The sequence below is a fragment of the Streptomyces avidinii genome, assembly GCF_014650695.1.
GTDB classification, from domain to species: domain Bacteria; phylum Actinomycetota; class Actinomycetes; order Streptomycetales; family Streptomycetaceae; genus Streptomyces; species Streptomyces avidinii.
This window is the reverse complement of record NZ_BMVL01000009.1, coordinates 105,714-129,683: the sequence shown is the minus strand read 5'-3', so window position 1 is coordinate 129,683 and position 23,970 is coordinate 105,714. Positions and strand designations below refer to the sequence as shown.

Here is a 23,970-nt window from a genome sequence, read left to right as displayed (position 1 = left end):
CCAGGTGGGCCGTCACCTCCGAGGAGATGCGATGCGGGATCTACGCCATCACGACGACGAGTTCGCGACCGACCGGCCGCGTCGGGGCCGGGGCCGGGGCGCGCGCCGGGCCGCGGGTCACCGCGGGAGCCCTCGCAGGGCTCCGGTGCTGGCGGCGGCAGCCGTTGTCCTGCTGGCCGGCGTCGGGACCGCGGCCTACACCCTCGGCTCCGACGGGGCCTCCGAACGCACGGCGGCGGTAGGCACCCGCTCGGCGCTCGGCGGCCGGCCGAGTCCGGCGGGCACGGACCTCGTACCGGCCACCTCCACGGCCTCTCCCACGGCGAGTACGAGCGCCTCCGCGGCCGGTACGACGCCGGTCCCGGGTTCCACCGCATCCCCCTCGCCGGCGAAGACCGGCGACCGGAGCACCGCGGGAGCGCCGGCGGAACGCTCCGCCGGGCCCACCGCGCCGAGTACCCGCCCGGCCGGCAGCGGTCCGACAGGACCGGACCCCAAGGTGCCCGGTGCCCGCACCACGACGCAGGACGTCGGCGAGGCCCAGGCCCTGTCCCTGCACCTGCTGAACGCCGAACGCGCCGCCGTCGGGCGGCGTCCGCTCGCGCTCAAGCAGGATCTCAGCGACTTCGCCCGCACATGGGCCGAGCACATGAAGAACAGCGGCTTCTCGCACTCGTCGTCGGACGACCGCGCGTACCTGAAGACGGGCTCGCGCACGTGGACCGGCGAGAACATCGTCTGGTACAGCGATGCCTCGATGACCGCCCAGGAGGCCGCCGAGAAGTTCCAGTCGATGTGGCGCCACAGCCCCGGCCACTACAAGGCCCAGGTCAACCCGGACTTCACGGAGGTCGGCGTGGGCCTCTACCACGACTCCTCGGGCTGGTGGGGCGTGCACAACTTCTCCGACGGCAAGTGAGCCCCGGCCTCCACGAGTTGCGGCGACCGGGGGTCGACGGGACGTCGTCGGCCCCCGGGCGTGGCCCTATTGGCCGGATCGGTGCTGCGCGAGGCGCGGCCGAGCATGAACGCACCCTCCAGCAGGGCGATCACCGCACTCGCGGTGTCACGCGCGGCCGGCTCGGGAAGGCCGCCGGCCAGGTAGAAGGCGGCGAGGGCGGGGAGAGCACCTGAACACCGGCCGGCCGCACCGGGCCGGCCGCGTGGCCGGGCCGGGCATCGGCGCGGCGCACGACGGGCCGATGCCCCGCCCGGAGGGGGCTCAGCCCGCCGCTTTCCTGATGAGCTCGGCGATCAGCGCCTCGTCGGCCGGGGTCAGCTTCGTGAGGGCGTAGGACGTCGGCCACATCGTGCCCTCGTCGAGGTTGGCCGGGTCGCTGAAGCCGAGCGTGGCGTACCGGGTCTTGAACTTCTGCGCGCTCTGGAAGAAGCAGACGACCTTGCCGGCCTTGGCGTAGGCGGGCATCCCGTACCAGAGCTTCGGGGAGAGCTCCGGTGCACCGGCCTTGACGATGGCGTGGAGCCGTTCGGCGAGGGCCCGGTCCGCATCCTCCATCTCGGCGATCTTCGCCAGGACCTCGACCTCCGGGTCCGGCTTGACTGTGCGCGCACCGCGGCCGCTCCCGGGCACGCTCCTTGATCGCGTCCCGTTCCGCTTGCTCGGGTGGTGGTGCCGGGCGGGGAGTCAGGCGGTGGGGGTGTGGGCCCCGACTGCGGCCTCCCACACGAACCCGTCCGGGTCGGTGAAGGGGCCGCCGTCTCCTCCGATCACGAGCCGGTGGGAGCCGGTGCCGTCGATCGGGACGCCGAGGTCCTTGGCCAGGGCTCGGCGCCCGTACAGCGCCACCTTGAAGGGACTCGACGGGGTGGCGAACTCGACGTACTTGCTGCCGAAGCTCCTGGCCACGGTGAGGCCGTGGTCGACGTAGAACCGCTTGCTCTCGGCCACGTCGGCGGTGCCCAGCAGGAGCACGAAGTCGTCGATCCGGCCGGTCGCGGGGCCGGAGTCCCGCTTGGCGGAGGTCGCGACCTTCCAGATCGTCCCGTCCGGCGCCCGGACGACCCCGCCGTAGCCCCAGAACGACTTCGAGGCGGGCTTGAGGGCGGTGGCCCCGGCGGCGAGGGCGGCGCCGACCAGGGCGTCGACGTCGGCCGGGCGGGGGACGGTGAGGGCGAGCCCGAACCCGCGGAAGCCGGTCGTCGGTGCTTCCGAGGCCTGCAGGCGGACCTGCGTGCCCGGAACGAAGGCGGCGTAGAAGTCGTGGGCGGCCGCGGTGTCGGCCACCTGGAGGGTGAGGGTTTCGATGGAGGTCATGAACATCACGCTAGATGCGGCTGCGGGGCGGATGCTTCTCGAATCCTGACCGGTTGCGCCGGCCGCTGCGCGGTACGCGCGTAGGCGCCCGGCGCCATGCCGACCAGCTCGGTGAAGCGGGCGCCGAAGATGCCCGGCGTCGCGCAGCCGACGGCCCGGCCGACCTCGGCGGGCCCGAGATCGCCGGCCCGCAGCAGGGCCTTCGCCCGCTCGATACGACGCGCCGTCAGGTAGGCGTACGGGGATGCGCCGTAGGCCAGCCGGAACCGGCGGCCGAGGTGCCCGGCCGCCATGCCCGCGGCGCGCGCGAGGTCCTCGACGTCCAGCGGACGCGCGTACTCGCGGTCGAGCCGGTCCCTGACGCGGCGCAGCCGCGCCAGGTCCGACAGGTGCGCCGCCTCGATCAGTGCCTGTCTCCATGCGGGATGACACATGGCCGAGCCCCCTTCGTCGGTCTACCCGCTCAGCGGAGTTCCTGGATGCGGATGAGGTTGCCCGCGGGGTCGCGGAAGGCGCAGTCGCGGACGCCGTACGGCTGCTCGGTCGGCTCCTGGACGACTTCGGCGTCGGCGGCCTGGATCTTCTCGAAGGTGCTGTCGAGGTTCTTGGTGGCCAGCAGGATCCAGCCGTAGGTGCCCTTGGCCATCATTTCGGCGATGGTGCGGCGCTCGGCCTCGGTGATACCGGGGTCGGCGGCCGGCGGGGCGAGGAGGATTCCGGTGCCGGGCCGGTCGGCGGGGCCGACGGTGATCCAGCGCATTTTGCCCTGGCCGACGTCGCTGCGGACCTCGAAGCCGAGGACGTCGCGGTAGAAGGCCACGGAGGCATCCGGGTCGTCGTGCGGGAGGGTGCTCAGGTGAATGCTGATGTCCATGGCCGAAACGCTAACTGCGCCTGCACGAAAGGCGCTTCTCGAATCCTGACCGATTCGGCCCCCTGCCCGACCCCGGTGTCACCGACGCCGGGCGCCGTGTCACGGTTTGCCAGGACGGGCGACACGGCCCTTGATCACTACGGGCTGCGGCCGGGCGGGGGATCGTCGAGCGGCGCTCGGGCCGGCTTCGGCGCAGCTCAGGACGGTGCCGTCACCCGGGCGGCCCGAGGCGCGGACGATCTTCCCGGGGTGCGGCCCCCGACGCGGCGGCATAGGTCTGTGCTCGTGGGCGTCACAGGCGTCCCATGCCCCCGTGCGGGGCCACCGCTGCCTCAGCAGCCCTGGTGAGGAGTCACATGTCACGCATCAAGCGTCGGTCCGCCCGGCGGACCACACACCGAGCCGCCCGCCGAGCCACGATCTCCGTCCTCGTCGCCGCCGCCCTGGCCACGGCCGTGCCCGCGGCCGCGCACGACGGTTCGAGCCGCCCCGAGGAGAAAGCCGCCCTCGGCGCCGAACACGCGCAGGAGCATACGAAGGTCCGCGAGCAGCTCCTCAAGCTGGGCGGGTACTCCCAGCTCGCCAGGATCGACAGCCTGAACTCACTCACCCGCTCCCAGGCGGACGTGAACGCGCGCTTCCACCCCAAGACGTACGGGCAGTTCGCCGAGTACTTCCCGTCCCCGGAGTTCGCCGCCCACATCGCCATGCTCCCGACCGGCAAGGTGCTGCTCTTCTCCTTCGAGCGCATGGAGAGCGACCCGACCGAGGAGCCCGCACCGACCAACACCCTGGGCCGGGCCAACGCCGGCCGCGCCTTCCTGTGGGACCCGCGGCGCGGAACGGGACCGGACGCCTTCAAGAAGGTCACCCCGCCCGAGCTGGTCGTGCCGGACGGCACGGGCGAGAAGCGCCCCGCGCCCTTCTTCTGTGCCGGACACGCCTTCCTGCCCAACGGCATGCTCGGCGTCTTCGGCGGCAACCTCGGCTACGGCGGCGGCGCCGGCGCCAAGCTGTCCCTGGTCTTCGACCCGTGGACCGAGGGCTGGTCCGTGAACAAGGACATGGAGGTCGGCCGCTGGTACCCCTCCGTGGCCACGGCCCCCGACGGACGCCTGCTGATCATGTCCGGCCACACCGACCAGGGCTGGGGCACCTCCACCTCGGTCATCGAGCGCTTCCCCGCCAAGAGCCACCCCGTTCCGTTCGAGAAGACCCTGGTCCCGAAGGACGTCCCGACCGACACCCTGCGCGTCGACGCGCCGTTCGGTGCCGACAGCGACTACCCGCACCTGTTCACCCTGCGCGACGGCAAGGTGTACGGCCTGGGCCGCCATGCCACCAGGCAGTGGGCCTTCGACCCGGTCGCGGAGACCCGCGCCGACCTGCCCGCGCGCCCCGACGGCATCCACCGCGGCTACGGTTCGGCCGTACCGCTGCCCGCCGGACTGCGCGGCCCCGACTCCGTACTGGTCCTCGGCGGCGACCGGGACGACCCCAACACCTACCGGCTGACCAGCGGCGGCGCCTGGGAGAAGCAGCAGCCCCGCGCCTTCGGCCGTACGCAGGACGACACGCTGCTGCTGCCGGACGCGAGCCTGCTGACCGTCAACGGGGCCCACGGCATCCGGGACTACGGCAACGGCGACTACAACCCCAAGTCCGATCTGAAGTACCGGCAGATCGAGACCCGCAACGCCCTCGGCGAGTGGAAGCTGGGCCCGGCGCAGCGGCTGCCGCGCGGCTACCACTCCAACGCGCTCGTGCTCCCCGACGGCCGGATCATGGTCACCGGTGACGAGCTGCAGCAGCTCGCCAACGACCCGAAGATCGACGACGACATGAACGGCAGCATCGAGATCTTCGAGCCGGCCTACCTCCACCGGGGCAGCCGCCCGGTTCTCGACCGCGCCCCCGAGGGGCCGCTGCGCTACGACACCGCGTTCAACGTGGGGACCTCCACGCCCGACCGGGTCAAGAAGGCCGTCCTGCTGGCCCCGACCACGGCGACGCACTCGCTCAACACCAGCCAGCGCCACCTGGAGCTGGGCATCGTGAAGCGCCAGGGCAACAACCTGCGCCTGCAGGCCCCGCCCTCCGCCAATGACGCCCCGCCCGGCTACTACATGCTCTTCCTGCTGGACGAGTACGGGGTGCCGAGCGCGGCCAAGTGGGTCTCCTTGAGGTAACCCGCCGGCTGCTCACCGACGCCGTACGCGACAGCCCCGGGTCATCGGCCCGGGGCTGTGTCAGCGCGGGCGCAGCGCGTTCTGGGAGTCGACGTACTTCAGCATGAGGCGGGCGAACTCGAGGCGTTCGCGCTCGGTCCAGTCGGCCGTCACCTGCTCGAACGCCGCGCGCTGGTGCCGCCGGAAGCGGTCCATCATGTCCCGGCCCTCGGGGCTGAGGTGCAGGATCGTCCGGCGGCCGTCCCGCTGCGAGGCGGCACGGACGAGGTATCCGGCGGAGATGTTGTCGGACACCATGCGGCTGGCCACCGACGGGTCGACGCTCAGGTACTCGGCCACGCCGCCGACGGTGATCTCGCGGCCGTCGCCCTGCTCGGCCTCCAGGACGATGTTGAGGACCAGGGTGCGGCTGAGGTCCTTCTGGGAGATCGGATTCTCGACCTCCAGAAGCATGGAGCGCCGCAGCTTCCCGAAGGCCGGACCCACGGCGTCCAGCAGTTCCTCGTCCGTGGCCGGCTCGTGCTTCGTCATGCCCCTCATCGTACATACGTGAATCTCCACAGGCATGTGTTGACATGAAAACGTGTGCATGTGAGCATGCATATGCCATCACGAACGAATGGAGTTTCCGTGACCCTCCTGATCACCGGCGCCCGCGGCCAGATCGGCCGTGCCGTCGTCGAGCGCCTGCATGCGGCCGGCCTCCCCGTCCGCGCCGCCAGTGCCCGCCCCGCCGAACCGACCGTCCCGGCAGGGGTCGAGACCGTCGAGCTCGTACTCGACCGGCCCGAGACCTTCGCCGCCGCGCTCCGCGGTGTCCGCCAGGTCTTCCTGTACCCCCGGCCCGGCGGCATCCACGACCTGGTCGAGGCCGCCGAGGCCGCCGGGGTCGAGCACGTCGTCCTGCTGTCCTCGTCCTCGGTGCTCGCCCCCGGCGCCGAGAGCGACCCGCTCGCGAGCCACAGCCTCACGGTCGAGCGCGCCCTCGCCGACTCCGCGCTCACCACCACGTTCCTGCGCCCCGACGCCTTCGCCAGCAACTCGCTGGGCTGGGCCCGGTCCATCGGCCACTCGCTGCCGGTCCAACTGCCCTACCCGGACGCGCACATCGCGCCGATCCACCCCGAGGACATCGCCGACGTCGCCGCCCGCGCCCTGACCGGGGACTCCCTCACCGGCCGCTCGCTCACCCTGACCGGCTCCGAGTCGCTCACCTTCCGCGAGCAGCTCGCCGTCCTCTCCGACACCCTGGGCCGCGAGATCCCGGTCGAGCACATCAGCCGCGCCGAGGCGGAGCAGCAGATGGGCCGGCACATGCCCGCCCCGATGGTCGGCTCGCTGCTCGACCTGTGGGAGGGCGCGAACCACGGCCCGGCCGCCATAGGGGAGACCACCGAAACCCTGCTCGGCGTCCCCGCCCGCACCTACCGGCAGTGGGCCCGCGAGAACGCGGCCGCCTTCACGGCCGAGTGACCCACCGCACCACCGATCCGGCGACCCTCCGGGGGAGGAGCAGGACATGAAGCCCATCGGCTACTGGCTCAACCGCACCGACCAGGCCCTGACCGCATCCATGAATGCCGTGCTGGCCGAATTCGGCCTCACCCGGCTCGGCTGGCAGGTCCTGAACGCCGTCAAGGACGACCCGCGGGCCATGGACACCGGCCTCCCGGCCGCCCTGGCGGTCCGCACCGGCAGCGACGGCAGCACCGGCAGCGAGGCACTGACCGCAGCCGTCGAGGCGCATCTCGCCGCCGGCCGGTTGTCCCGCCCGGGCCCGGGCCGCCTCGCCCTGACCGACGACGGCCGCGCCCGCATCGCCGAGGTCGGGCGGCGCGTGGAGGCCTTCCGCGAACTGTCGGCGGCGGGCATCACGCGCGAGGAGTACGTCACCGCCGTCAGCGTCCTGGAGCGCATGACCCGCAACCTTCGGCCATCGGACCGAATCTCCCCTGCAGACGTCACCGGCGGCTCCTAGGCAAGGATCTTGGCCTTGGCCCGGTCGAACTCCTCCCGGGTGAGGTCGCCCTTGTCCTTGAGCGCGGAGAGCTTGTGCAGCTCGTCCGCCGAGCCGCCGTCGGTCCCGGCCGTCTTCTGCACGTAGGAGCGGAAGGCCGCCTGCTGCTGCTCCGCCTGCTTCAGTTCCCGTTCGTGCATGCTGTCCCCGCGGACGATCAGGTACACGAGGACGCCGATGAGGGGCACCACCAGCACGAGGACGATCCAGCCCGCCTTCCCCCAGCCGCCGAGGGTGTGGTCACGGAAGACATCCGTGATGACCTTGAAGAGGAGGAAGAACCACATGATCCAGACGAAGAACCACAACATCGTCCAGAAGAGGTTGAGAAGCGGGTAGTCGTCCATGCTCGACTCCGATCAAGCCCGTGGTAATTCATTCATACAGGCGACCCCGGCCATCCGCATGCCGACGCCGGCTCCGGTCGCGCGATGGGCCTGCGGCCGTTCTCCTGAACCCATGGAACGCAACGCAGCCGCGCAGCGCCGACGCGCGCTGCTGGGCCACCTCCTGCGCTCGATGCTCTCGGCCGTCCTCCTGACCGGGCTCTACTTCGTGGCGCCCCTGGAGGGCGGGTTCGGCGTCGTCACCGTCCTGACGCTCGTGCTCGGCCTGGTGGTCTTCGGGCTGCTGACGACCTGGCAGATCTCCGCCATCTCCCATGCGCAGTTCCCCCGGATGCGCGCCCTGGAGGCGCTGGCCACCGGCGTACCGCTGTTCCTGGTGCTGTTCTCCGCGACGTACTACCTGCTCGCGGAGCAGGACCCCGCGTCGTTCTCGGAGCCGCTGACCCGCACGGACGCCCTCTACTTCACGATCACCGTGTTCGCCACCGTGGGATTCGGGGACATCGTCCCCACCGTCCAGGGCAGCCGGGTACTGGTCACCTTCCAGATGGTCGCCGACCTGATCCTCATCGGGGTCATCGCCAAAGCACTCGTCGGGGCGATCAAAATCGGCATGCACAGGCGCAGTTCACAGGCCCCCGGCCTGGAGGACGAGCCCTGAGCGGCGAAGTACGCCCCCGGGGTGGACCATCGAGGAAGCGGAAAGGAAGTGAGCCATGCCGCAGTCGCGTCCTCGATCCGAACCGCCCCCCGGCGGAACGCAGCCGCAGGAGGCCGACGTCCTCAGGCAGACCCTCCGCAGCCCCGGATACCTCAAGCTGCTGCTCTTCTGCGCACTCATCAGCATCCCGGTCTCCCTCGCCTCGTTCTGGTTCCTCGCCGCGCTCCACAAGATGGAACGCGCGATGTGGGCGGACCTCCCCGAGGCCCTGGGCTGGGACGCTCCGCCCTGGTGGTGGCCGTTCCCCCTGCTGTTCGTCGCCGGCATCGTGGTCGGTCTGGTCGTCACGCACATGCGCGGCAACGGCGGTCACCTCCCCGCGGCCGGCCTGCACACCGGCGGGGCCTCCGCCTCCTACCTGCCGGGCGTCGTGATCGCGGCGGTGGCCAGCCTGCCGCTCGGCGCGGTGCTGGGTCCGGAGGCCCCGCTGATCGCCCTCGGCGGCGGGCTGGCCCTGCTGTTCCGCAACCTCGCGCAGGCACCCGTGACCCCGCAGGGCACCGCACTGGTGGGCGCGGCGGGAGCCGCGGCGGCCATCTCGACGATCTTCGGCAATCCGCTGATCGCCGCGGTGCTGCTGATCGAGGTGGCGGGCGTGGGCGGGCCGCAGCTGTTCGCGGTGATGCTGCCGTCCCTGCTGTCCGCCGGAGTCGGGGACCTGGTCTTCACGGGCCTCGGACGCTGGACCGGGCTGCCGGTCGGAAGCCTGAAGCTCGACCTGGGCGTACCCGTGCCGCACCTGGACGCTCCCGACGTGCTCTGGGCGGTGCTCATCGCCGCGGCCCTGGCCGCCGCCCTGCACCCGGTGCTGACCGGATCCCGGTACATCGCCGCGTACGTGCTCGCGAAGCGGCCCGTCCTGCGGACCGTCCAGTGCGCCCTGGCCGCGGCGGCCTGCGCCGCCCTCTACGCGCTCATCACCGGCCGCTCGCCCGCCGAGATCGCCGGATCGGGTCAGTCGACCATCGGCGAGCTGGCCGCCGACCCGCACGCCTGGGGCGTGGGCGCGCTGATCGGCGTACTGATCTTCAAGGGCGCCGGCTACGCCATCTGCCTCGGCAGCCTGCGGGGCGGTCCCGTCTTCCCCGCCCTGTGCCTCGGCGCCGTGGCGGGCGTCCTGCTCGGTCCGCTGCCCGGCCTCGGCACCGTCCCCGCGATGGGGGCCGGCATGGCGGCGACCGCCGCCAGTGCGCTGCGGCTGCCGGTGAGCAGCGTGGTGATGGTGGTCCTGATGCTCGGCGGCACCGCGATGATCCCGGTCGTGATCATCGCGGCCGTGGTCGCCTTCGTGGTCACCGAGCTGCTGCCCGCCGGCCCGCCGATCCCCGACCTGCCCGCCGTACCCGCCGCAGCCGCGGCGCCCGCGGCGCCCGCCGCGAAGTAGCCGGCACCCGTACGAGAAGGACCCCGCCCGGCTCCCCGGGCGGGGTCCTTCGTGCGCGGAGTGCGGAGGCGAATCAGCCGGTCAGCACCGCTGGCCGGTGGCGGCGGCCGTGGTGGCCTGGTCCAGCTGCTCGATCTGCGGCTGCAACTGGGTGCGCGCGTCCTTGCCGGTCGTGTCCCCGGGCAGGTCCTGGTAGCTCTTCTTGAGGTTTTCGGCTGCCGACTGGACCGCGGCGCGTTCCGCGTCCTTGAGCTGGTTCGCGTTCTCCTTGACGTTCTCCCAGTCCTTCTGGACGGCCTCGTAGGCGTCCTTGACCTGGTCCTTGGTCGCGTTGGCCGGGTCCAGGGCCTTCAGCTTGGCGTTGTCGGCCTTGAGGGCGTTGAGGTCGGTGCACAGGTCCGCGGCGGCCTGGCTGGCCTCCTCCGCGGGCGAGCTGTCGTCGGAGCACGCGGAGAGACCGAGAATCGCGCCGACGCAGAGCACACCGATCACCGGGAAACGCTTCATGGGGGACCTTCCTCAATCAGACAAACCGGCTGTACGGGATCTTCCGGTACACCCACAAAATATGCAGATACCGGAACACTCCGCATCTGCACCGCTACGGCCGGATGTTCTGGTTCAGGTGGAAAAGGTTCCCTGGGTCGTAGGCGCGCTTGACCGCGACCAGGCGGTCGTAGTTGCCCTTGTAGTTGGCCCTGATCCGGTCCTGGTCGTCGCCGGCCATGAAGTTGATGTAGCCGCCCTCCTCCGAGTGCGCGGAGGTCGCCTCGTAGTAGTCGCGCACCCAGGCCGTACCGGCCTCGTTGGTGGCGGGGTCGGGCCACATCCCGGCGATCACGGTGGCGAACGAGGCGTCCCGGTAGGCGAAGGCCGTCGCGTCCGGTGCGACGCGGTGGCAGGCGCCGTTGATCGGGTAGATGTGGACCGTCGAGTTCACGGCGGGCAGCCCCGGCGCGTACCGCAGGTGCGCGTCGATCACCTCGTCGGTGAGCTCGGACACGAAGTTGGCCTTCCAGTAGTGCTGGAGGCCGGGCGGTACGAGTGCGTCGAAGGCCGCGTTGAGCGCCGGGTACGGCATCGGACCCACGTGCTCGGCGACGACCGGCGCGAAGTCGTGGAAGGCCCGCAGGGCGCGCTCCCCCTCGTCGAGCGGCCCCGACCAGCACGCCACGATCAGCGCGAAGGGCTCACCGTGCCGGTCCGCCGGGATGAACGGGAGCGGCGGGGCGATCTGGAAGGCCGGGAAGCCGCCCAGCTCCTCCGGGGCCCCGGCGATGTGGTCGGCGAAGGAGCGCAGCACGGTGGCGGCGTCCTTCAGCTCGAAGAGCATCGGTCCGCCGTAGATGTCCTTGACGGGGCTCAGCCGGTACTCGAAGGAGGTCACCGCGCCGAAGTTGCCGCCTCCGCCGCGCAGGGCCCAGAAGAGGTCTGCGTTCTCCTCCTCGCTCGCCACGACGAGCCGTCCGTCCGCGGTCACCACATCGGCCGAGATCAGGTTGTCGCAGCTCAGGCCCAGCCCGCGGGCCAGGTAGCCGATGCCGCCACCGAGGGTGAGTCCGCCGATGCCCGTGGTGGAGATGATCCCGCCGGTCGTGGCCAGCCCGAAGGCGTACGTGGCCGCGTTGAAGTCGCCCCAGGTCGCTCCGCCCTCCGCGCGGGCCGTCCGCGCGGAGGCGTCGACGCGGACGCCGCGCATCGCGGACAGGTCGGCCACCACGCCGTCGTCGCAGGTGCCGAAGCCGGGCACGCTGTGACCACCGCCGCGCACCGCCAGGTCGAGCCCGTTCTCGCGGGCGAAGTCGACCGTGGCCATGACGTCCCCCGCGTTGGCGCAGCGCACGACCGCGGCGGGCTTCCGGTCGATCATGGCGTTGTTGACCTTGCGCGCCTCGTCGTAGGACTCGTCGTCGGGGGTGACGACCGCCCCGCGTACCCGTTCTCGCAACTGGTCGATCGAGAGCTTGCCCATGGCCATCGCTCCTCGTGCATCACGTCGGTTTCGGGCTGCGTAGCTCCACGGCTCAGGGCTGCAGGTGGCTGAAGCCCACCTCGAAACGTTCGACCGAGATGATCTGCTGCCCCTCCCGCTGAGCGGTCTCCTCGCGGATCCGGGCGCCCTCCTCCTCGCTCTCGCTCATGGTCCGTTCGTCGTCCCACAAGGTCAGCGTCTTGGCCACGCCCGTGGTCCGGTCGATGAGGTAGTAGACACCCCGGAAGCCGGGAACGTCCTGGACCTGCCTGACGATCGCCTCCGAATTCGCGCTCACGTCTCCCTCCGCGGGGACCGGTGAACCCTGGTAGGTACTCAGCCTCGCGAACATCTGCGGCAGTCCTTCCTCGCAGGGCCGCCGGTCGGGTCACAGGCGGCTCCACGACCAGCGTCCTCCGCCGCGCCGCCCCCCGCATGCCGGAGCGGCGCGACAATGGTCTTGCCATGGCTGTTTCCATTGCCGAGAGGCGGGACGTCGAGGTGCCGTACATAGCTGTGACCGCCCTGAGTCATGCCGGTCTGGTGCGCGAGCACAACGAGGACAGCCTCGTCATCGGACCGTGGACCCTGTGCGGGACCGTGACCCAGAATCCCCAGACCCTGGTCTTCCCCCTCGGCAGACCGCTCGTCGTGGCGGTCGCGGACGGCCTGGGCGGTCAGCCGGCCGGTGAGGTGGCCAGCGAGCTCGTGGTGCGCCAGCTGTCCTCGCTCGGATCCACGCTGGACGGCCCCGAGGCCGTCGGCGATGCGCTGAGCCTCTGCAACCGCGCCGTGCACTCGGCCACCGAGGGGCGGCCGGAGCTGGCCACCATGGGGACGACGGTCGCGGGCGCCCTCGTCCTGACGGACTCGCTGCTGGCGTTCAACGTCGGCGACAGCAAGGTGTTCCACGCCACGCCGGACGGACTGCGCCAGATCAGCGTGGACGACAGCCCGCCACCCGCACCCGGGCACCGCACCACCTCGGCGGTCACCCAGGTCCTCGGCGGCAGCCGCGCGTACAACGACATCACCCCCCACATCGCGACGCTCGCGGTGACCGAGGGCGATCGCTACCTGGTGTGCAGCGACGGGCTCACGGACCCGGTGCCGAACGAGGAGATCGAGGCGCTGCTCCGGGTGCACGACGACGGCAGGGCCGCCTTCGAGCTGTGGAAGGCGGCCATCGACGCGGGCGGCCCGGACAACATCACGCTGGCCCTGCTGCGCATCGGCGCGTAGTGCCGCCGGCCACCCGGGCGGCCCGCACGTCAGGGCGTGGTCACGCTCTTGGTATAGGCCTCGCCGAGGTCGCGGACGTCCACCGAGGCGTGGACCACCAGGCCCCCGGCCTTCGCCGTGTGCCGCTCGACCAGTTCCAGCACCGCACGGGTCAGGCGGGACTTGGTCTGCGCGGTGCGGCCCCGGGCGATGGCCAGCTCGACGTGCACGACCACCGACCGGCCGTCGGTGCCCTCCCCGACGACGGATTCCTCCAGACGGTGGAAACGCGTCTTGCAGTTGCCGATCGCGGTGTCGAGGATCTCGACCGCCAGCGCGTGCAGTTCGAGCGCGAAGACCCGCCGGTCGAAGGCACCGGTCAGCGAGTCCGAGTAGTCGACGACTGCGTGGGGCACGGAGTACTCCCTGCTCTGCGGATGCGGGGCAACGGGCCCCGGCCCCGCGCCGGTTGGCGGGGCCCTGAGCGACGGTATCCGAGCCGGCGCACCGGTCGGCACGTCCCTGCGGGAACGATTCCGCGGAAAACCATGGCGTTCATATGATTTCCAGGTTCAAAAATGCGCCGCTCCGGGTGCGGAATTTCGGTTCGGGCGCGAGGAAATTTCCGCTGCCATCGGCTCCCGCTGTGCTACGGTGACGTCCGTTGCAGTTGTGGTTCCCAAAAACTTACAAGTGCTCTCACTGGATTTTCCGGTGGGTGCACTTTTTATTTCCGGTGCATGCAGTGAGAATTACGCGTTCCGGTCGGGGCAATCATCACGGCGACACCGGTCCCGCACAGTGCGGATCCGGGCACTGCCCCAAAGGAGAATTCATATGGCATCTGGCACCGTGAAGTGGTTCAACGCGGAAAAGGGCTTCGGCTTCATCGAGCAGGAGGGCGGCGGCGCCGACGTCTTCGCCCACTACTCGAACATCGCCTCTTCCGGCTTCCGTGAGCTTCAGGAAGGCCAGAAGGTTACCTTCGACGTCACGCAGGGCCAGAAGGGCCCGCAGGCCGAGAACATCGTTCCCGCCTGACGTTCGCGCAGACGCGGCCGAGGCCCGCACCCTGGGGTGCGGACCTCGGCCGTCCGCGTTCCCCGGAGTTTCCCGGAATTCGTACGGCCGGTCCGCGGGCACCCTTGCTAGAGTCCGTGCCCATGTCGATCCCTGACGACCTGCTCCTCGATCTCGCCACCATGGTCGAGTCGGAGCAGACCAATCAGATGTCCCTGACCGTCGTGGTCCACGGCGCCGTCATCACAGGCCGGCTCGCCCCCGAGAGCGTCTGGCGTCAGCGGGTGGCCGAGGTCCTGCGGGACTCCGACCAGCTGGGCCCGTTCGCCGAGATCTTCAGCTCTCCGGAACGAGGCGACAGACAGCAGGCCGGGGCACCCTCCCACCTGCATTTCCACGTGGCACGCATCCTCCAGGGCACCCTGGGCATCCCCGAGACCGGCGGTATGTACCGGATCGCGGTCAAGGACGTCAGCGCCTGGACCGTAGGAGACTTCAGCTACTCCGACAAATAGCCCTCCCCCTTCCGGCACGACCGGGAACGGCCCCCGCGATTCGGCGGTTTCTAGAGGCCGTTCCCGACGAACCGGTCACAAGCAGGGCGCCAGGGGCGCATGCGGCCGATGACGGCACCGGCTCCGCGGGGCGCACGTAGCCGGCGCCGCACAGGTCGGCCGTGGCAGCGTCCGCCACCCGATGCGCCTCGGCGATGGCGCACGCGGCACCGTCCGCCCGGGCGGGGATCGGCACGCCCCGGCGGGTACGGCGGGTGGGCCGTACCGGGCGGCCGCGGCGCGGTCACACGCATCGCCGATTTCCCGGAAACGAAACAGTTGCACTTCCCCCGTGACGGGCAGGCGAAACAATCGCGATCCCACGGGCACACCGCCGGAGCGGCTCCGGCCAAAGCGCCGTTGAAATGCCCGCACTTCGCCCGCGGGACGGTGCGCACCCGAGCGACAACCTGTGGACCATCTCCGACTCCCACCATTTCAGACATACGCCGACACCCCCTCGGACAACGCCGTGGCAATACCATCGGGCCGCTCCGCACAATGTCGCCCTGCGGATCTCGATGCCGGGGCCCGCGCCGCGGTGGGAGCCCGTACGGGACCTCGCGCGGGTCAGCCCGGGCGGCCGACCTCCCGGAGGAACCGCTCCTGGTCGGCGAGGAGGCCGGGCGGGAAGAGGGCGCGCGGGGCGAACACCGCCGTCAGGGTCAGCCGCCAGGAGGAGCGCTCGACCTCGGTGCGCAGCAGGGCGTGGGTCGCCCCCGGATAGCGGCGGACCGTGAGGGTTCCGGGCGCCGGCAGGCTCCGGTGGAGCGCCTCGGTCTCGGCGCCGTCCACATTCAGGTCGTCGGCGCCGGAGATCAGCAGCACCGGGACGGGCGGCATCGCCCGCAGGTCGCCCGTCACATCCGCGGTGTGGTTGCGGCTGATGAACGTCCAGCGCTCCGCCGTGAGTTCCCGGTCGGCGCCCGGACTCGCGCGGTACTCCTCGTAGGTCGCCCCGCGCCGCAGCAGCGCCAGCGTGGCCTCCCGGGTGCGCAGGGCGGCCGCCGTGCGGTCGGCGCCGGCTCCGGCCGCGCGGAGCTCGGCCCGCAGGTTGTACTCCCCCTGGCGCTCCCAGTTCACGGCGGTGCCGAGGGCGATGATGAAGCGCACCCCGGGGGCGGGGGCCCGTGCCACCACCTTGGGCATGACCCATCCGGCCTGGCTGGCGCCCCACAGGCCGATGCGGGCGGGATCGATCTCGGGCCGGGTGCGGGCCGCCCAGGAGAGTGCGTCGGTGGTCTCGCGGGCCCGGTCGTCCATGGTCTGGCCGAGCCAGTCGGCGGGCTTGTCGAGGGAGAGCGAGGCGTAGCCGGCCCGGGCGAAGGCTTCCCAGTAGGGGCGGTAGAAGCCGTCGTGGGTGGCGTCGACCTCGCCGTCGCCGTGCACGAAGACCACCAGCGGGAAGGGCCCGCGGCCCCGGGCGGCGGGGGTGGCGAGCACGCCGGGGAGGTCGTGGCCGGCGGCGGGGACGGTGACGCGCTCCTCGTGGAGGTCGTAGTCGTGCTGCCACAGGACGACACCGGCGAGGAGGAGGGCCGTGGTGAGGGCCGGGAGGAGGACGGACAGCAGGGCCCGGCGGAGTCTGCGGGCCGTTGCGGGTGGACGGGGCTCGGTCATCTGCGGCTCCGGGTTCCTCACTCGTGGATTCGTACACTCATTCGCTCACGTCTAGAACGATCGTAGCGGCGACGAACGTATTATGCTTGCAGGTATGACGACGGAGAGCGTGGAGGTACGGCGCGGGGTGCCCGAGGGGGCCGCCGCGCGCGTGGCCGAGCTGTACTGGGAGGCCTTCGGGGGCAAGCTGGGCCTCGCGCTCGGCCCCGCGGCGGCCGGACGGAGATTCATCGCCGAGCACCTGCACGCGGACCGGGCGGTGACAGCACTGTCCGGCGGCGGGGGCCACGACGGCGGCCGGGTGGTGGGTGTGGCCGGCTACCAGCTGGCCGGACGCGGCCTGGTCGGCGGCGACGCGGCCGCGGTCAGGGCCCGGTACGGGCGCGTCCGCGGCTTGTACCGGGTGTTCCTGCTGGCCCTGCTGGAACGCACCCCGGCCCGCGGCGAGCTGGTCATGGACGGCATCGCCGTGGACCCCGCCGAGCGGAGCCGGGGCATCGGCGGGCTGCTGCTGCGGGAGGTCGAGGCGATCGCCGTGGAGCAGGGGTGCCGGCGGATCCGGCTGGACGTGGTCGCGGAGAACCCGCGGGCGCGTGAGCTGTACGAACGGCACGGGTTCCGGGCGGTACGGGTCCAGCGCACTCCCTGGCTGCGGGACGTGCTGGGATTCGGGGCCGTGACGACGATGCACAAGGAGGTGTCGGCGCGATGAGCGGTATCCCCACGCGGATGGTGGTGCACGCGCTGGTCCGCGAGGACGGGACGGTCGCGGGAGGCGAGCTGTACGAGGTCGCCGGGCTGCTCGGGATGACCGACCAGCAGGTGCGGCTGTGCGTGAAGCGGCTGGTGTCCGAGGGCCGGTTCACGGCGCAGGGGCGCGGCCGGCGGGCCGTCCTGCGCCTGGCGGGGGCGGTGGAGCCGGAGCCCGGGCCGGGGCTGCCGCTCGTACCGGAGGTGGAGTTCGTCCGGCACGCCTACCGGCAGGACAGGGGGCTGGAGCCGTGGGACGGACTCTGGCACGCCTTCGCCTTCGCCGTACCGGAATCCGCGCGGGCCGCTCGGGACTCCCTGCGGGACGCGCTGACCGGGCTGGGGGCCGCGCCGGTCCAGGGCGGGCTGTACGTGACCCCGAACGCGATCGGCCCGTACGTACGGGCGCACGCGGCCGAGCTGGGCCTGTCGGAGGCGCTCAGCTGCCTGAGCACCCGGGACCTGACCGTGGGCGGCACCTCGGACCCCCGGGCCCTCGCGAAGCGGCTGTGGCCGCTGCCGGAGATCGCGGCACGGTACACGGAGCTGCGCGCGCTCGCGGAGCAGCCCGCCGGGGCGGCAGCGGCAGCCGCCGGGACGGAGGCCGACGGCGCGGCCGCCGGGCTGGCGCACGCCGTGGCGCTGGCGGCGGCCTTCTCCGCCGCGATGCTCCCCGACCCGCTGCTCCCGCCGGAGCTGCTGCCGCAGCCGTGGCCGGGCGCGACGGCCCGGGCGGCGGCGTCCGGCGCCTGGGCCCGGCTGGAGGCGGCCGCCCCGGCCCCCGGGCCCCGGCTGTTCCGGCTGTACGGCGAGGCCCTGGCCTGACCCGGCGGCAGGGGCCGGCGGACCGGCCCCCGCCGGGTCCACATCGTGGACAACTACGCTCGTTTCATGAACGCAGAAGCCGACGCCCTCGCCGCCGTGAAAGACGCTGACCGGAAGCACGTCTTCCACTCGTGGTCGGCGCAGGAGCTCATCGACCCGCTCGCCGTGGCCGGCGCCGAGGGCTCGTACTTCTGGGACTACCAGGGCAACCGCTACCTGGACTTCTCCAGCGCCCTCGTCTACACGAACATCGGCTACCAGCACCCGAAGGTCACCGCGGCCATCCAGGAGCAGGCGGCCGAGCTGTGCACCGTCGCGCCCGGTTTCGCCGTGGACGTGCGCTCCGAGGCGGCCCGGCTGATCGCCGAGCGCACCCCCGGCGACCTCGACAAGATCTTCTTCACCAACGCCGGGGCCGAGGCCGTGGAGAACGCCGTCCGCATGGCCCGGCTGCACACCGGCCGGCCCAAGGTGCTGTCCGCGTACCGCTCGTACCACGGCGCCACCTCCACCGCGATCAACCTGACCGGCGATGCCCGCCGCTTCGGCAACGACTCGGCGACCGCCGGTGTCGTGCACTTCTGGGGCCCGTTCGCCTACCGCTCGCCGTTCTACGCGAGCACCGAGGCCGAGGAGTGCGAGCGGGCCCTGCGCCACCTGGAGGACACCATCGTCTTCGAGGGCCCGCAGTCCATCGCCGCGATCATCCTGGAGACCGTCGGCGGCGCCCCGGGCGTACTCGTCCACCCGGACGGCTACCTGGCCGGGGTGCGCGCGCTCTGCGACCGCTTCGGCATCGTCTTCGTCCTGGACGAGATCATGGTCGGCTTCGGGCGCACCGGCACGTGGTTCGCCTCCGAGCACTGGGACGTGACCCCCGACCTGATCTGCTTCGCCAAGGGCGTGACCAGCGGCTACCTGCCACTCGGCGGGGTCGCCATCTCGGCCGCCATCGCGCAGACCTTCGCCCGCCGGCCCTACCCGGGCGGCCTCACGTACTCCGGGCACGTGCTGGCCTGCGCGGCCGCCGTCGCGACGATCAACGTGATGGAGGAGGAGGGCATCGTCGAGCAGTCCGCACGCACCGGCGCCGAGCTCCTCGGCCCCGGCCTGCGCGCGCTGGCCGAACGGCACCCCTCGGTCGGGGAGGTCCGCGGACTCGGCACCTTCTGGGCCCTGGAACTCGTACGGAGCAAGGAGACGCGCGAGCCGCTGGTCCCGTACAACGCGGCCGGGGCGGACAACGCGCCGATGGCCGAGTTCGGCGCCGCGTGCAGGAAGGGCGGGCTCTGGCCGCTCCTCGCGGGGAACCGCATCCACGTCGCGCCGCCGTGCAACATCTCGGCGCAGGACGTGGCCAAGGGGCTGGCGATCCTCGACGAGGCTCTCTCGGTGGCGGATGCGCACACCGCCTGACCTGGGGTTCTGTGGGGTCGCCCAAGGCGTGGGTGCTGGTGTTCGGAGGATTTGTACGGGGATCAACCAGCCGCACACATGCTGCAATCCGTACAGGCCGCGAGACACACAACAGGCCAAGCACCTACGAACCGGGATGCACGTCAGGCCCGGGGCGGTCCCTCGGGGAGGGACCGAACGGCGGGGAGCGGGACGTCCTTGATTCGGACGGGCGCTGGACGCCGGGCGTACGGGATCCAGATGACCGGACTCCGTGTTCCCGAGTACCCGAAGGAAGACAGCATGAGCAAGCACGTCCTGGCCCAGAACCAGTACGGCAAGGCCGAGAACCGCATCGTGAAGGTCACCCGCAAGGGCGGCGACGGTTCCTGGCACGAGATCCGCGACCTCAACGTCTCGGTCGCGCTCCGCGGTGAGTTCCGCGATGTCCACCTCACCGGCAACAACGCCAACTGCCTGCCGACCGACACCACCAAGAACACGGTGTACGCCTTCGGCAAGGAGCACGGCATCGACTCCCCCGAAGCCTTCGGCATCCTGCTCGCCAAGCACTTCGTCTCCTCGCAGGAGCCCATCCGCGAGGCCCAGATCCGCATCGAGGAGTACGTGTGGGACCGGATCCCGGTCCCGACGCGCAAGGAGCAGCACTCCTTCGTCCGTAAGGGCCAGGAGGTGCGCACCGCGCAGATCACCTACAGCGAGACGACGGGCCTCCAGGTCATCTCGGGTCTGAAGGACCTGACGGTGATGAACTCGACCAACTCCGAGTTCCACGGCTACATCAAGGACAAGTACACGACCCTGCAGGAGGCGTACGACCGCATCCTGGCGACCAAGGTCACCGCGCGCTGGGCGCACTCGGCGCTGGCCGCCGACGACTGCGGGTACGACTGGGACCAGGCGTACAAGAAGGTCCGCAAGAACCTCCTGGAAGCCTTCGCGGAGACGTACTCGTACTCGCTGCAGCAGACCCTGAACCAGATGGCCGAGCGCGTGCTCGACAACTGCCCCAAGGTCAACGAGGTGCGGCTCAACCTCCCCAACAAGCACCACTTCCTCGTCGACCTGGAGCCCTTCGGCCTCAAGAACGACAACGAGGTCTACTTCGCCGCGGACCGGATGTACGGCCTGATCGAGGGCACCGTCCACCGCGACGGGGTGCAGCCGGTGATCGCGACGTCCGACTGGATCGTCGCGTAGCGGGACCGATTCCTCGCGCAGCGGGACCGATCGTCGCGCAGCGGGACCGGGCTACGGCCCGACGTGCGGCTGCTCGGCCTGCGGCTGCCCCACCAGGAGGTTCCAGCGCCCCGAGCGCCCGGTGAGGGTGGTCACCGACTCCGGCCGTACGTCGAGCCGCCAGAACGCCGCCGCCGACAGTTCCAGTGCGTGCACCACGGCCGCCCGTACGACGGCCTGCTCGACCTCCAGCCGGTGCGTGCCCTCGGGCAGGGCGGCCAGCTCCGCCCCGACGCGGGCAATCAGCGCGTCGACCGACTCCCCGCCCGGCGGCGCGTACGCGGGATCCGACAGCCAGGCCCGCACGGCCGCCGGATCCCGGCCGGCCACCTCGTCCAGGGTGCGTCCCGCCCACTCGCCCGTGTCCGCGCCGCGCAACCCCTCGTGTCCGGGACACGGCCGCGCGTGACCGAAGCGGCCCTGACGGGCGGCTGCGTCCAGAGGGAAGCTGACCAGACGGACTCGCACCAACAGGGTCTTCATAAGGGGAGCGTAAGCGCGGTACGGTCACAAATGACACAATTGAAATGACGACGGTCCGACGGAAGCACGGTGAGAATCCGGCACGGTCGCGCCACTGTGAAACCTCCCGGAGGGGGAGGAAAGTCAGACCCGCCACCGTCGTAGCGAGCACCACTGACCGGGACGCGTGTTCCCCCTGGAGGTTCTGCCATGGCCCACTCCGCCGTGTCCACGACGAACTCACCCGCCATCGCCCCCATCTCGCTCTCCGCACTGGCCCCCTGGGCCGTCTTCGTCGGCATCCTCATGCTCGTCCTGCTGTACTTCGTCGGCGCCGAGCAGGGCGCCACCGCGGTCTTCGAAGGGGAGACCATCCACGAGTGGCTGCACGACGGCCGCCACCTGCTCGGGTTCCCCTGCCACTGAGTCCCCTGCCACCGAACGACGTCTCAGCAAGGGGACCAGAAGCATGACTTCCACTTCTCCGGGTGGGGTCTCCCCCCGGACCCTGCTCGTCCGCGGCATGCTCGCCGGCCTGCTGGCCGGGGTCGCCGCCTTCCTCGTCGCGTACCTCCTCGGTGAGTCCAAGGTGGACGCGGCCATCGCCATCGAAGAGGCCGCCGCGGCCGGTCACGACCACGGCGAGGAGGCCCCGGTCAGCCGGGCCCTCCAGGCCACGGCCGGGCTCGGCACCGGCGTCGTGCTCTACGCGGTCGCGCTCGGCGGCATCGCCGCGCTCGTCTTCTGCTTCGCCCTGGGCCGCATCGGCCGGTTCGGCCCGCGGGCCACGGCCGCACTGGTCACCGGAGGTCTGTACGTCACCGTGACGCTGGTGCCGTTCTTCAAGTACCCCGCCAACCCGCCCGCCGTGGGGGATCCCGAGACCGCCGCCCGGCGGACCGCCCTGTACCTGCTGATGATCGCCCTGAGCGTGCTGCTGGCAGCCGGCGCGCTGATCCTCGGGCGACGGCTCGCGCCGAGGCTGGGCAACTGGAACGCGTCGGTCGTCGCCGGCGCGGCCTTCGCCCTGGTCATCGGCATCTCGTACGCCGTGCTGCCCGGCATCGACGAGGTCCCGGCAGGCTTCCCGGCCGCGCTGATCTGGGACTTCCGCCTCGCGTCCCTGGCCATCCAAACGGCACTGTGGACGACTTTCGGCCTGGCTTTCGGTTTTCTAGCCGAACGAGCCCTTGTGCCCACCTCCACACCCAAGGAGGCTGTGCAGCCGACGAGTTGAGCACGAGGGGGCCGGTAGTACATGGCGACGGCGATCAGGGAATGGCGGGGCTGGACGGGCGCGGCCCCGTTCTGGCTGAACTCGTTCCTGCTGCTCCTGGCCCCCTGCTGCGCCATCACGCTGTTCGGCCAGATCGGCATCATCGCCGCACTGGCCGCCCTGGGCGGGCTGGCCCGTCACCTCTGGTACGGGGACTACGGGCACCCGGCCATGCACCTGGCCGCCGCGCTGATGGGAGCCGGCACGGCGGCCGTCGTCATGTGACCCCCGGGGTCATCGGCCCCGCACGGCTCTCACCCCTTCGGGCGCATGGCCGTCAACCCCGGCAGCCGGTGGGCGGACCCGTCGCCAACTGCAAAGACTCCCCGCTCGGGCGCGGACACGCCCGTGACGTGACGTCAGTCCACCGTGTTGCACGGGGTGCCGACGGGCAGAGGAGGTGTCCACTGCTCACATGACCCGGCCGCACGAGCCGGACAGGAGGGAATCCCATGCCCCGCGCCAAGTGGGTCGTCGCCTCGCTGACGGTGGTTCTGCTGTCCACCGGCATCGCGGTGTTGCAACGGACCGAGGGCGCCCGGCCCGCAGCCGTGACCACCGACGACGCACTGCCCACCCGGGCGTTGGGGCTGTCCGGCCACCGCCGTCTGGTGCGGGAACTGGAGCAGTCGGGCGAGCACGTCACCGGTGTGGGGGCCCGGTCACCGAGGACCGCCCCCGGACCCCTGCGGACGGTCACGGGACCCTTGCGGGCCGCGCGGCCGCTGCGGTTGCGCATTCCGAGCCTGGGCGTCGACGTACCGCTGACGGGTGACCGCGAGGAGGCCGCCTGGGACACCGAGGGTCCGGCGCCGGGTGCGGCCGGGACGGCCCTGGTGACCGGAGAGGGCCTTCGCCTCGGCGAGTTGCGGCGGGGACGGACCATCGAGATCGCCCGCGCCGACAGCCGTACGGCCGTGTTCACCGTCGTACGGGTCTCTCCCGGCAGGTCCTCCGGCCACGAGGACCCGGCCGGCCGGGCCCAACTGCGGCTGGTCGGCGGCGAGACCGCCGTGCTGGCCCGGCTGACCGGGCAGCGCCGCGCCCGCTGAGCCCGTGCGGTCCGGTGGCGGCCTGTCAGCCGTGGGGGGTGTCTTCGTCCCCCGGTCGGGGGCTTCTTGAGGTCCACCCGGGAGTCTCTCGGCGTGGCGGGGCACACCCCTCGCATGAGCGGGAGGCACCACGCGCGTTCGGCACTGACCAGGGCTCTGACCGTGGCTTGTGTCGTGCTGCTGTGCGTCTTCGGCGCCGGTCCGGCCGGCGCCGCGGCCGCCGAGTTCCGCCCCGCCTCCAGTGCGCCCGCCGTGCCGGCCGCGCCCGCCGAGTCCCCCGAGCCCGGCGAGGGCCAGTCCGATCCGGCCCCCGACCCCGAGGCACGGGCGGCCGTACGGACGGTCACGCGCGGGCTGCCCGTCGTACGGCGGGCGCCGATCCGGGTGTTTCACGTGAAACACCCGGATGCCCCGTCGTGCGGGCCGGCCGCGGAGGCGGCCGAACCGCCCTTGTCCCGGCGGACGGTGCGGAGCGTGGTCCTGCGCTGCTGAGCGGACCGAGGTCCCGATGCAGCCCACCACAACCCCCCTGAGCACCGTGAGGTTCCGCCATGCCCATCGACCCGTACGCCGCACTGAACGCCATGCTCCGCGCCGAGGTCACCCGGTTCTCCCCGCCGGTCCGGCAGACCGAGCCGGCCGCGTCACCGAAGGCCACGGCCGTGGAGGCCGAGAGCGAACCGCAGCAGCAGACCGCCCCCGCGGATTCGGCCGCGTAGGGACCGCGCGGGCATACGGCGCGCGCCGGTCCCCCGG

The 23,970-nt window shown here is 71.7% G+C and carries 32 protein-coding genes; 19 read left to right on the top strand and 13 right to left on the bottom strand.

The genetic code is table 11. From position 1 onward, the window contains the following. Positions 1-31: 31 nt before the first annotated feature. Positions 32-919: a CAP domain-containing protein gene (locus tag IE257_RS23740; RefSeq protein ID WP_189971802.1), complete on the top strand. Its 888-nt coding sequence runs from the start codon at positions 32-34 to the stop codon at positions 917-919. On the opposite strand, the gene IE257_RS39505 is transcribed toward IE257_RS23740, so the two are convergent. From IE257_RS39505 to IE257_RS23720, 5 genes are all read right to left on the bottom strand, one after another. Beyond that, on the bottom strand, positions 865-1,101 hold the full coding sequence (locus IE257_RS39505; RefSeq protein WP_372453152.1) for an LmrA/YxaF family transcription factor: 237 nt from the start codon (positions 1,099-1,101) through the stop codon (positions 865-867). The genes IE257_RS23740 and IE257_RS39505 overlap by 55 nt on opposite strands. A 121-nt stretch (positions 1,102-1,222) precedes the next feature. Continuing rightward, complete coding sequence (locus IE257_RS23735) at positions 1,223-1,591, bottom strand: iron chaperone (RefSeq protein ID WP_372453147.1); 369 nt, start codon at positions 1,589-1,591, stop codon at positions 1,223-1,225. Positions 1,592-1,645: 54 nt separating this feature from the next. Next, positions 1,646-2,275: a VOC family protein gene (locus tag IE257_RS23730; RefSeq protein WP_189971800.1), complete on the bottom strand. Its 630-nt coding sequence runs from the start codon at positions 2,273-2,275 to the stop codon at positions 1,646-1,648. A 5-nt stretch (positions 2,276-2,280) separates the two neighbouring features. After that, positions 2,281-2,709 carry a helix-turn-helix transcriptional regulator gene (locus tag IE257_RS23725; protein ID WP_189971798.1) on the bottom strand — a complete coding sequence of 143 codons (429 nt, stop codon included), beginning with the start codon at positions 2,707-2,709 and terminating at the stop codon, positions 2,281-2,283. A 29-nt stretch (positions 2,710-2,738) separates the two neighbouring features. Then, complete coding sequence (locus IE257_RS23720; protein WP_189971796.1) at positions 2,739-3,149, bottom strand: VOC family protein; 411 nt, start codon at positions 3,147-3,149, stop codon at positions 2,739-2,741. 356 nt (positions 3,150-3,505) lie between these two features. Between IE257_RS23720 and IE257_RS23715 the strand changes: the two genes are divergently transcribed. After that, positions 3,506-5,338, top strand: coding sequence for a galactose oxidase early set domain-containing protein (locus IE257_RS23715; RefSeq protein ID WP_189971794.1), 1,833 nt, complete (start codon positions 3,506-3,508; stop codon positions 5,336-5,338). Positions 5,339-5,398: 60 nt separating this feature from the next. Here the strand turns inward: IE257_RS23715 and IE257_RS23710 are convergent, their stop codons facing one another. Beyond that, positions 5,399-5,869 carry a MarR family winged helix-turn-helix transcriptional regulator gene (locus IE257_RS23710; protein WP_189971792.1) on the bottom strand — a complete coding sequence of 157 codons (471 nt, stop codon included), beginning with the start codon at positions 5,867-5,869 and terminating at the stop codon, positions 5,399-5,401. 99 nt (positions 5,870-5,968) lie between these two features. Here IE257_RS23710 and IE257_RS23705 point away from each other — a divergent pair, with 99 nt between their 5' ends. Together IE257_RS23705 and IE257_RS23700 are read left to right on the top strand one after the other, a co-directional pair. After that, positions 5,969-6,811 (top strand): NAD(P)H-binding protein, encoded by an 843-nt coding sequence (locus IE257_RS23705; protein ID WP_189971790.1) that lies wholly within the window; start codon positions 5,969-5,971, stop codon positions 6,809-6,811. A gap of 46 nt (positions 6,812-6,857) precedes the next feature. Continuing rightward, the gene (locus IE257_RS23700; RefSeq protein ID WP_189971788.1) at positions 6,858-7,316 is read left to right on the top strand and encodes a MarR family winged helix-turn-helix transcriptional regulator; all 459 of its coding nucleotides are present in this window, start codon (positions 6,858-6,860) and stop codon (positions 7,314-7,316) included. On the opposite strand, the gene IE257_RS23695 is transcribed toward IE257_RS23700, so the two are convergent. Continuing rightward, entirely contained in the window at positions 7,313-7,702 is a 390-nt protein-coding gene (locus tag IE257_RS23695) for an SHOCT domain-containing protein (protein WP_189971786.1), read from the bottom strand. The genes IE257_RS23700 and IE257_RS23695 overlap by 4 nt on opposite strands. A gap of 112 nt (positions 7,703-7,814) precedes the next feature. On the opposite strand from IE257_RS23695, the gene IE257_RS23690 reads away from it, so the two are divergent. Both IE257_RS23690 and IE257_RS23685 read left to right on the top strand, forming a co-directional pair. After that, positions 7,815-8,363: a potassium channel family protein gene (locus IE257_RS23690; RefSeq protein WP_189971784.1), complete on the top strand. Its 549-nt coding sequence runs from the start codon at positions 7,815-7,817 to the stop codon at positions 8,361-8,363. 55 nt (positions 8,364-8,418) lie between these two features. Continuing rightward, a complete protein-coding gene (locus tag IE257_RS23685; protein ID WP_189971782.1) occupies positions 8,419-9,807 on the top strand; it encodes a chloride channel protein in 1,389 nt (462 codons plus the stop codon). Between the two features lie 81 nt (positions 9,808-9,888). On the opposite strand, the gene IE257_RS23680 is transcribed toward IE257_RS23685, so the two are convergent. The 3 genes from IE257_RS23680 to IE257_RS23670 all read right to left on the bottom strand — a co-directional run bounded on the left by IE257_RS23680 (position 9,889) and on the right by IE257_RS23670 (position 12,077). Beyond that, positions 9,889-10,314: a type IV pili methyl-accepting chemotaxis transducer N-terminal domain-containing protein gene (locus IE257_RS23680; RefSeq protein ID WP_229920623.1), complete on the bottom strand. Its 426-nt coding sequence runs from the start codon at positions 10,312-10,314 to the stop codon at positions 9,889-9,891. 94 nt (positions 10,315-10,408) lie between these two features. Continuing rightward, on the bottom strand, positions 10,409-11,779 hold the full coding sequence (locus IE257_RS23675) for an FAD-binding oxidoreductase (protein ID WP_189971780.1): 1,371 nt from the start codon (positions 11,777-11,779) through the stop codon (positions 10,409-10,411). Between the two features lie 52 nt (positions 11,780-11,831). Continuing rightward, positions 11,832-12,077, bottom strand: a complete 246-nt coding sequence (locus IE257_RS23670) for a hypothetical protein (RefSeq protein WP_229920622.1) — start codon at positions 12,075-12,077, stop codon at positions 11,832-11,834. Positions 12,078-12,280: 203 nt separating this feature from the next. On the opposite strand from IE257_RS23670, the gene IE257_RS23665 reads away from it, so the two are divergent. Beyond that, complete coding sequence (locus IE257_RS23665) at positions 12,281-13,021, top strand: PP2C family protein-serine/threonine phosphatase (protein ID WP_189972113.1); 741 nt, start codon at positions 12,281-12,283, stop codon at positions 13,019-13,021. 29 nt (positions 13,022-13,050) lie between these two features. Here the strand turns inward: IE257_RS23665 and IE257_RS23660 are convergent, their stop codons facing one another. Further along, positions 13,051-13,416 carry a 5-carboxymethyl-2-hydroxymuconate Delta-isomerase gene (locus IE257_RS23660; protein WP_189971776.1) on the bottom strand — a complete coding sequence of 122 codons (366 nt, stop codon included), beginning with the start codon at positions 13,414-13,416 and terminating at the stop codon, positions 13,051-13,053. Between the two features lie 421 nt (positions 13,417-13,837). Between IE257_RS23660 and IE257_RS23655 the strand changes: the two genes are divergently transcribed. Further along, positions 13,838-14,041, top strand: a complete 204-nt coding sequence (locus tag IE257_RS23655; protein ID WP_030011983.1) for a cold-shock protein — start codon at positions 13,838-13,840, stop codon at positions 14,039-14,041. Positions 14,042-14,163: 122 nt separating this feature from the next. Continuing rightward, positions 14,164-14,535, top strand: coding sequence for a GvpU-like protein (locus IE257_RS23650; RefSeq protein WP_189971774.1), 372 nt, complete (start codon positions 14,164-14,166; stop codon positions 14,533-14,535). A gap of 609 nt (positions 14,536-15,144) precedes the next feature. Here IE257_RS23650 and IE257_RS23645 read toward each other — a convergent pair. Then, a complete protein-coding gene (locus IE257_RS23645; RefSeq protein ID WP_189971772.1) occupies positions 15,145-16,194 on the bottom strand; it encodes an alpha/beta hydrolase family protein in 1,050 nt (349 codons plus the stop codon). Between the two features lie 94 nt (positions 16,195-16,288). On the opposite strand from IE257_RS23645, the gene IE257_RS23640 reads away from it, so the two are divergent. From IE257_RS23640 to pucL, 4 genes are all read left to right on the top strand, one after another. Next, on the top strand, positions 16,289-16,906 hold the full coding sequence (locus IE257_RS23640; protein WP_189971770.1) for a GNAT family N-acetyltransferase: 618 nt from the start codon (positions 16,289-16,291) through the stop codon (positions 16,904-16,906). Next, on the top strand, positions 16,903-17,769 hold the full coding sequence (locus tag IE257_RS23635) for a PaaX family transcriptional regulator C-terminal domain-containing protein (RefSeq protein ID WP_189971768.1): 867 nt from the start codon (positions 16,903-16,905) through the stop codon (positions 17,767-17,769). The genes IE257_RS23640 and IE257_RS23635 overlap by 4 nt, the downstream gene beginning before the upstream one ends. Positions 17,770-17,835: 66 nt before the next feature. Next, on the top strand, positions 17,836-19,185 hold the full coding sequence (locus tag IE257_RS23630; RefSeq protein ID WP_189971766.1) for an aspartate aminotransferase family protein: 1,350 nt from the start codon (positions 17,836-17,838) through the stop codon (positions 19,183-19,185). Between the two features lie 282 nt (positions 19,186-19,467). Beyond that, positions 19,468-20,385, top strand: coding sequence for a factor-independent urate hydroxylase (pucL, locus tag IE257_RS23625; RefSeq protein ID WP_189971764.1), 918 nt, complete (start codon positions 19,468-19,470; stop codon positions 20,383-20,385). A gap of 51 nt (positions 20,386-20,436) precedes the next feature. On the opposite strand, the gene IE257_RS23620 is transcribed toward pucL, so the two are convergent. Continuing rightward, positions 20,437-20,907: a histidine phosphatase family protein gene (locus IE257_RS23620; protein ID WP_189971762.1), complete on the bottom strand. Its 471-nt coding sequence runs from the start codon at positions 20,905-20,907 to the stop codon at positions 20,437-20,439. Positions 20,908-21,096: 189 nt separating this feature from the next. Here IE257_RS23620 and IE257_RS23615 point away from each other — a divergent pair, with 189 nt between their 5' ends. The 6 genes from IE257_RS23615 (at position 21,097) to IE257_RS23590 (ending at position 23,933) form a co-directional block, all read left to right on the top strand. Then, positions 21,097-21,312, top strand: a complete 216-nt coding sequence (locus tag IE257_RS23615; protein WP_189971760.1) for a CbtB domain-containing protein — start codon at positions 21,097-21,099, stop codon at positions 21,310-21,312. Between the two features lie 43 nt (positions 21,313-21,355). Further along, complete coding sequence (locus IE257_RS23610; RefSeq protein ID WP_189971758.1) at positions 21,356-22,123, top strand: CbtA family protein; 768 nt, start codon at positions 21,356-21,358, stop codon at positions 22,121-22,123. Between the two features lie 21 nt (positions 22,124-22,144). Beyond that, positions 22,145-22,387 (top strand): hypothetical protein, encoded by a 243-nt coding sequence (locus IE257_RS23605; RefSeq protein WP_030956595.1) that lies wholly within the window; start codon positions 22,145-22,147, stop codon positions 22,385-22,387. A 227-nt stretch (positions 22,388-22,614) separates the two neighbouring features. Continuing rightward, on the top strand, positions 22,615-23,214 hold the full coding sequence (locus IE257_RS23600; RefSeq protein WP_189971756.1) for a class F sortase: 600 nt from the start codon (positions 22,615-22,617) through the stop codon (positions 23,212-23,214). Positions 23,215-23,328: 114 nt separating this feature from the next. After that, positions 23,329-23,706 carry a hypothetical protein gene (locus tag IE257_RS23595; RefSeq protein ID WP_189971754.1) on the top strand — a complete coding sequence of 126 codons (378 nt, stop codon included), beginning with the start codon at positions 23,329-23,331 and terminating at the stop codon, positions 23,704-23,706. Between the two features lie 59 nt (positions 23,707-23,765). Continuing rightward, positions 23,766-23,933 (top strand): hypothetical protein, encoded by a 168-nt coding sequence (locus tag IE257_RS23590; RefSeq protein WP_189972128.1) that lies wholly within the window; start codon positions 23,766-23,768, stop codon positions 23,931-23,933. Positions 23,934-23,970 lie beyond the last annotated feature (37 nt).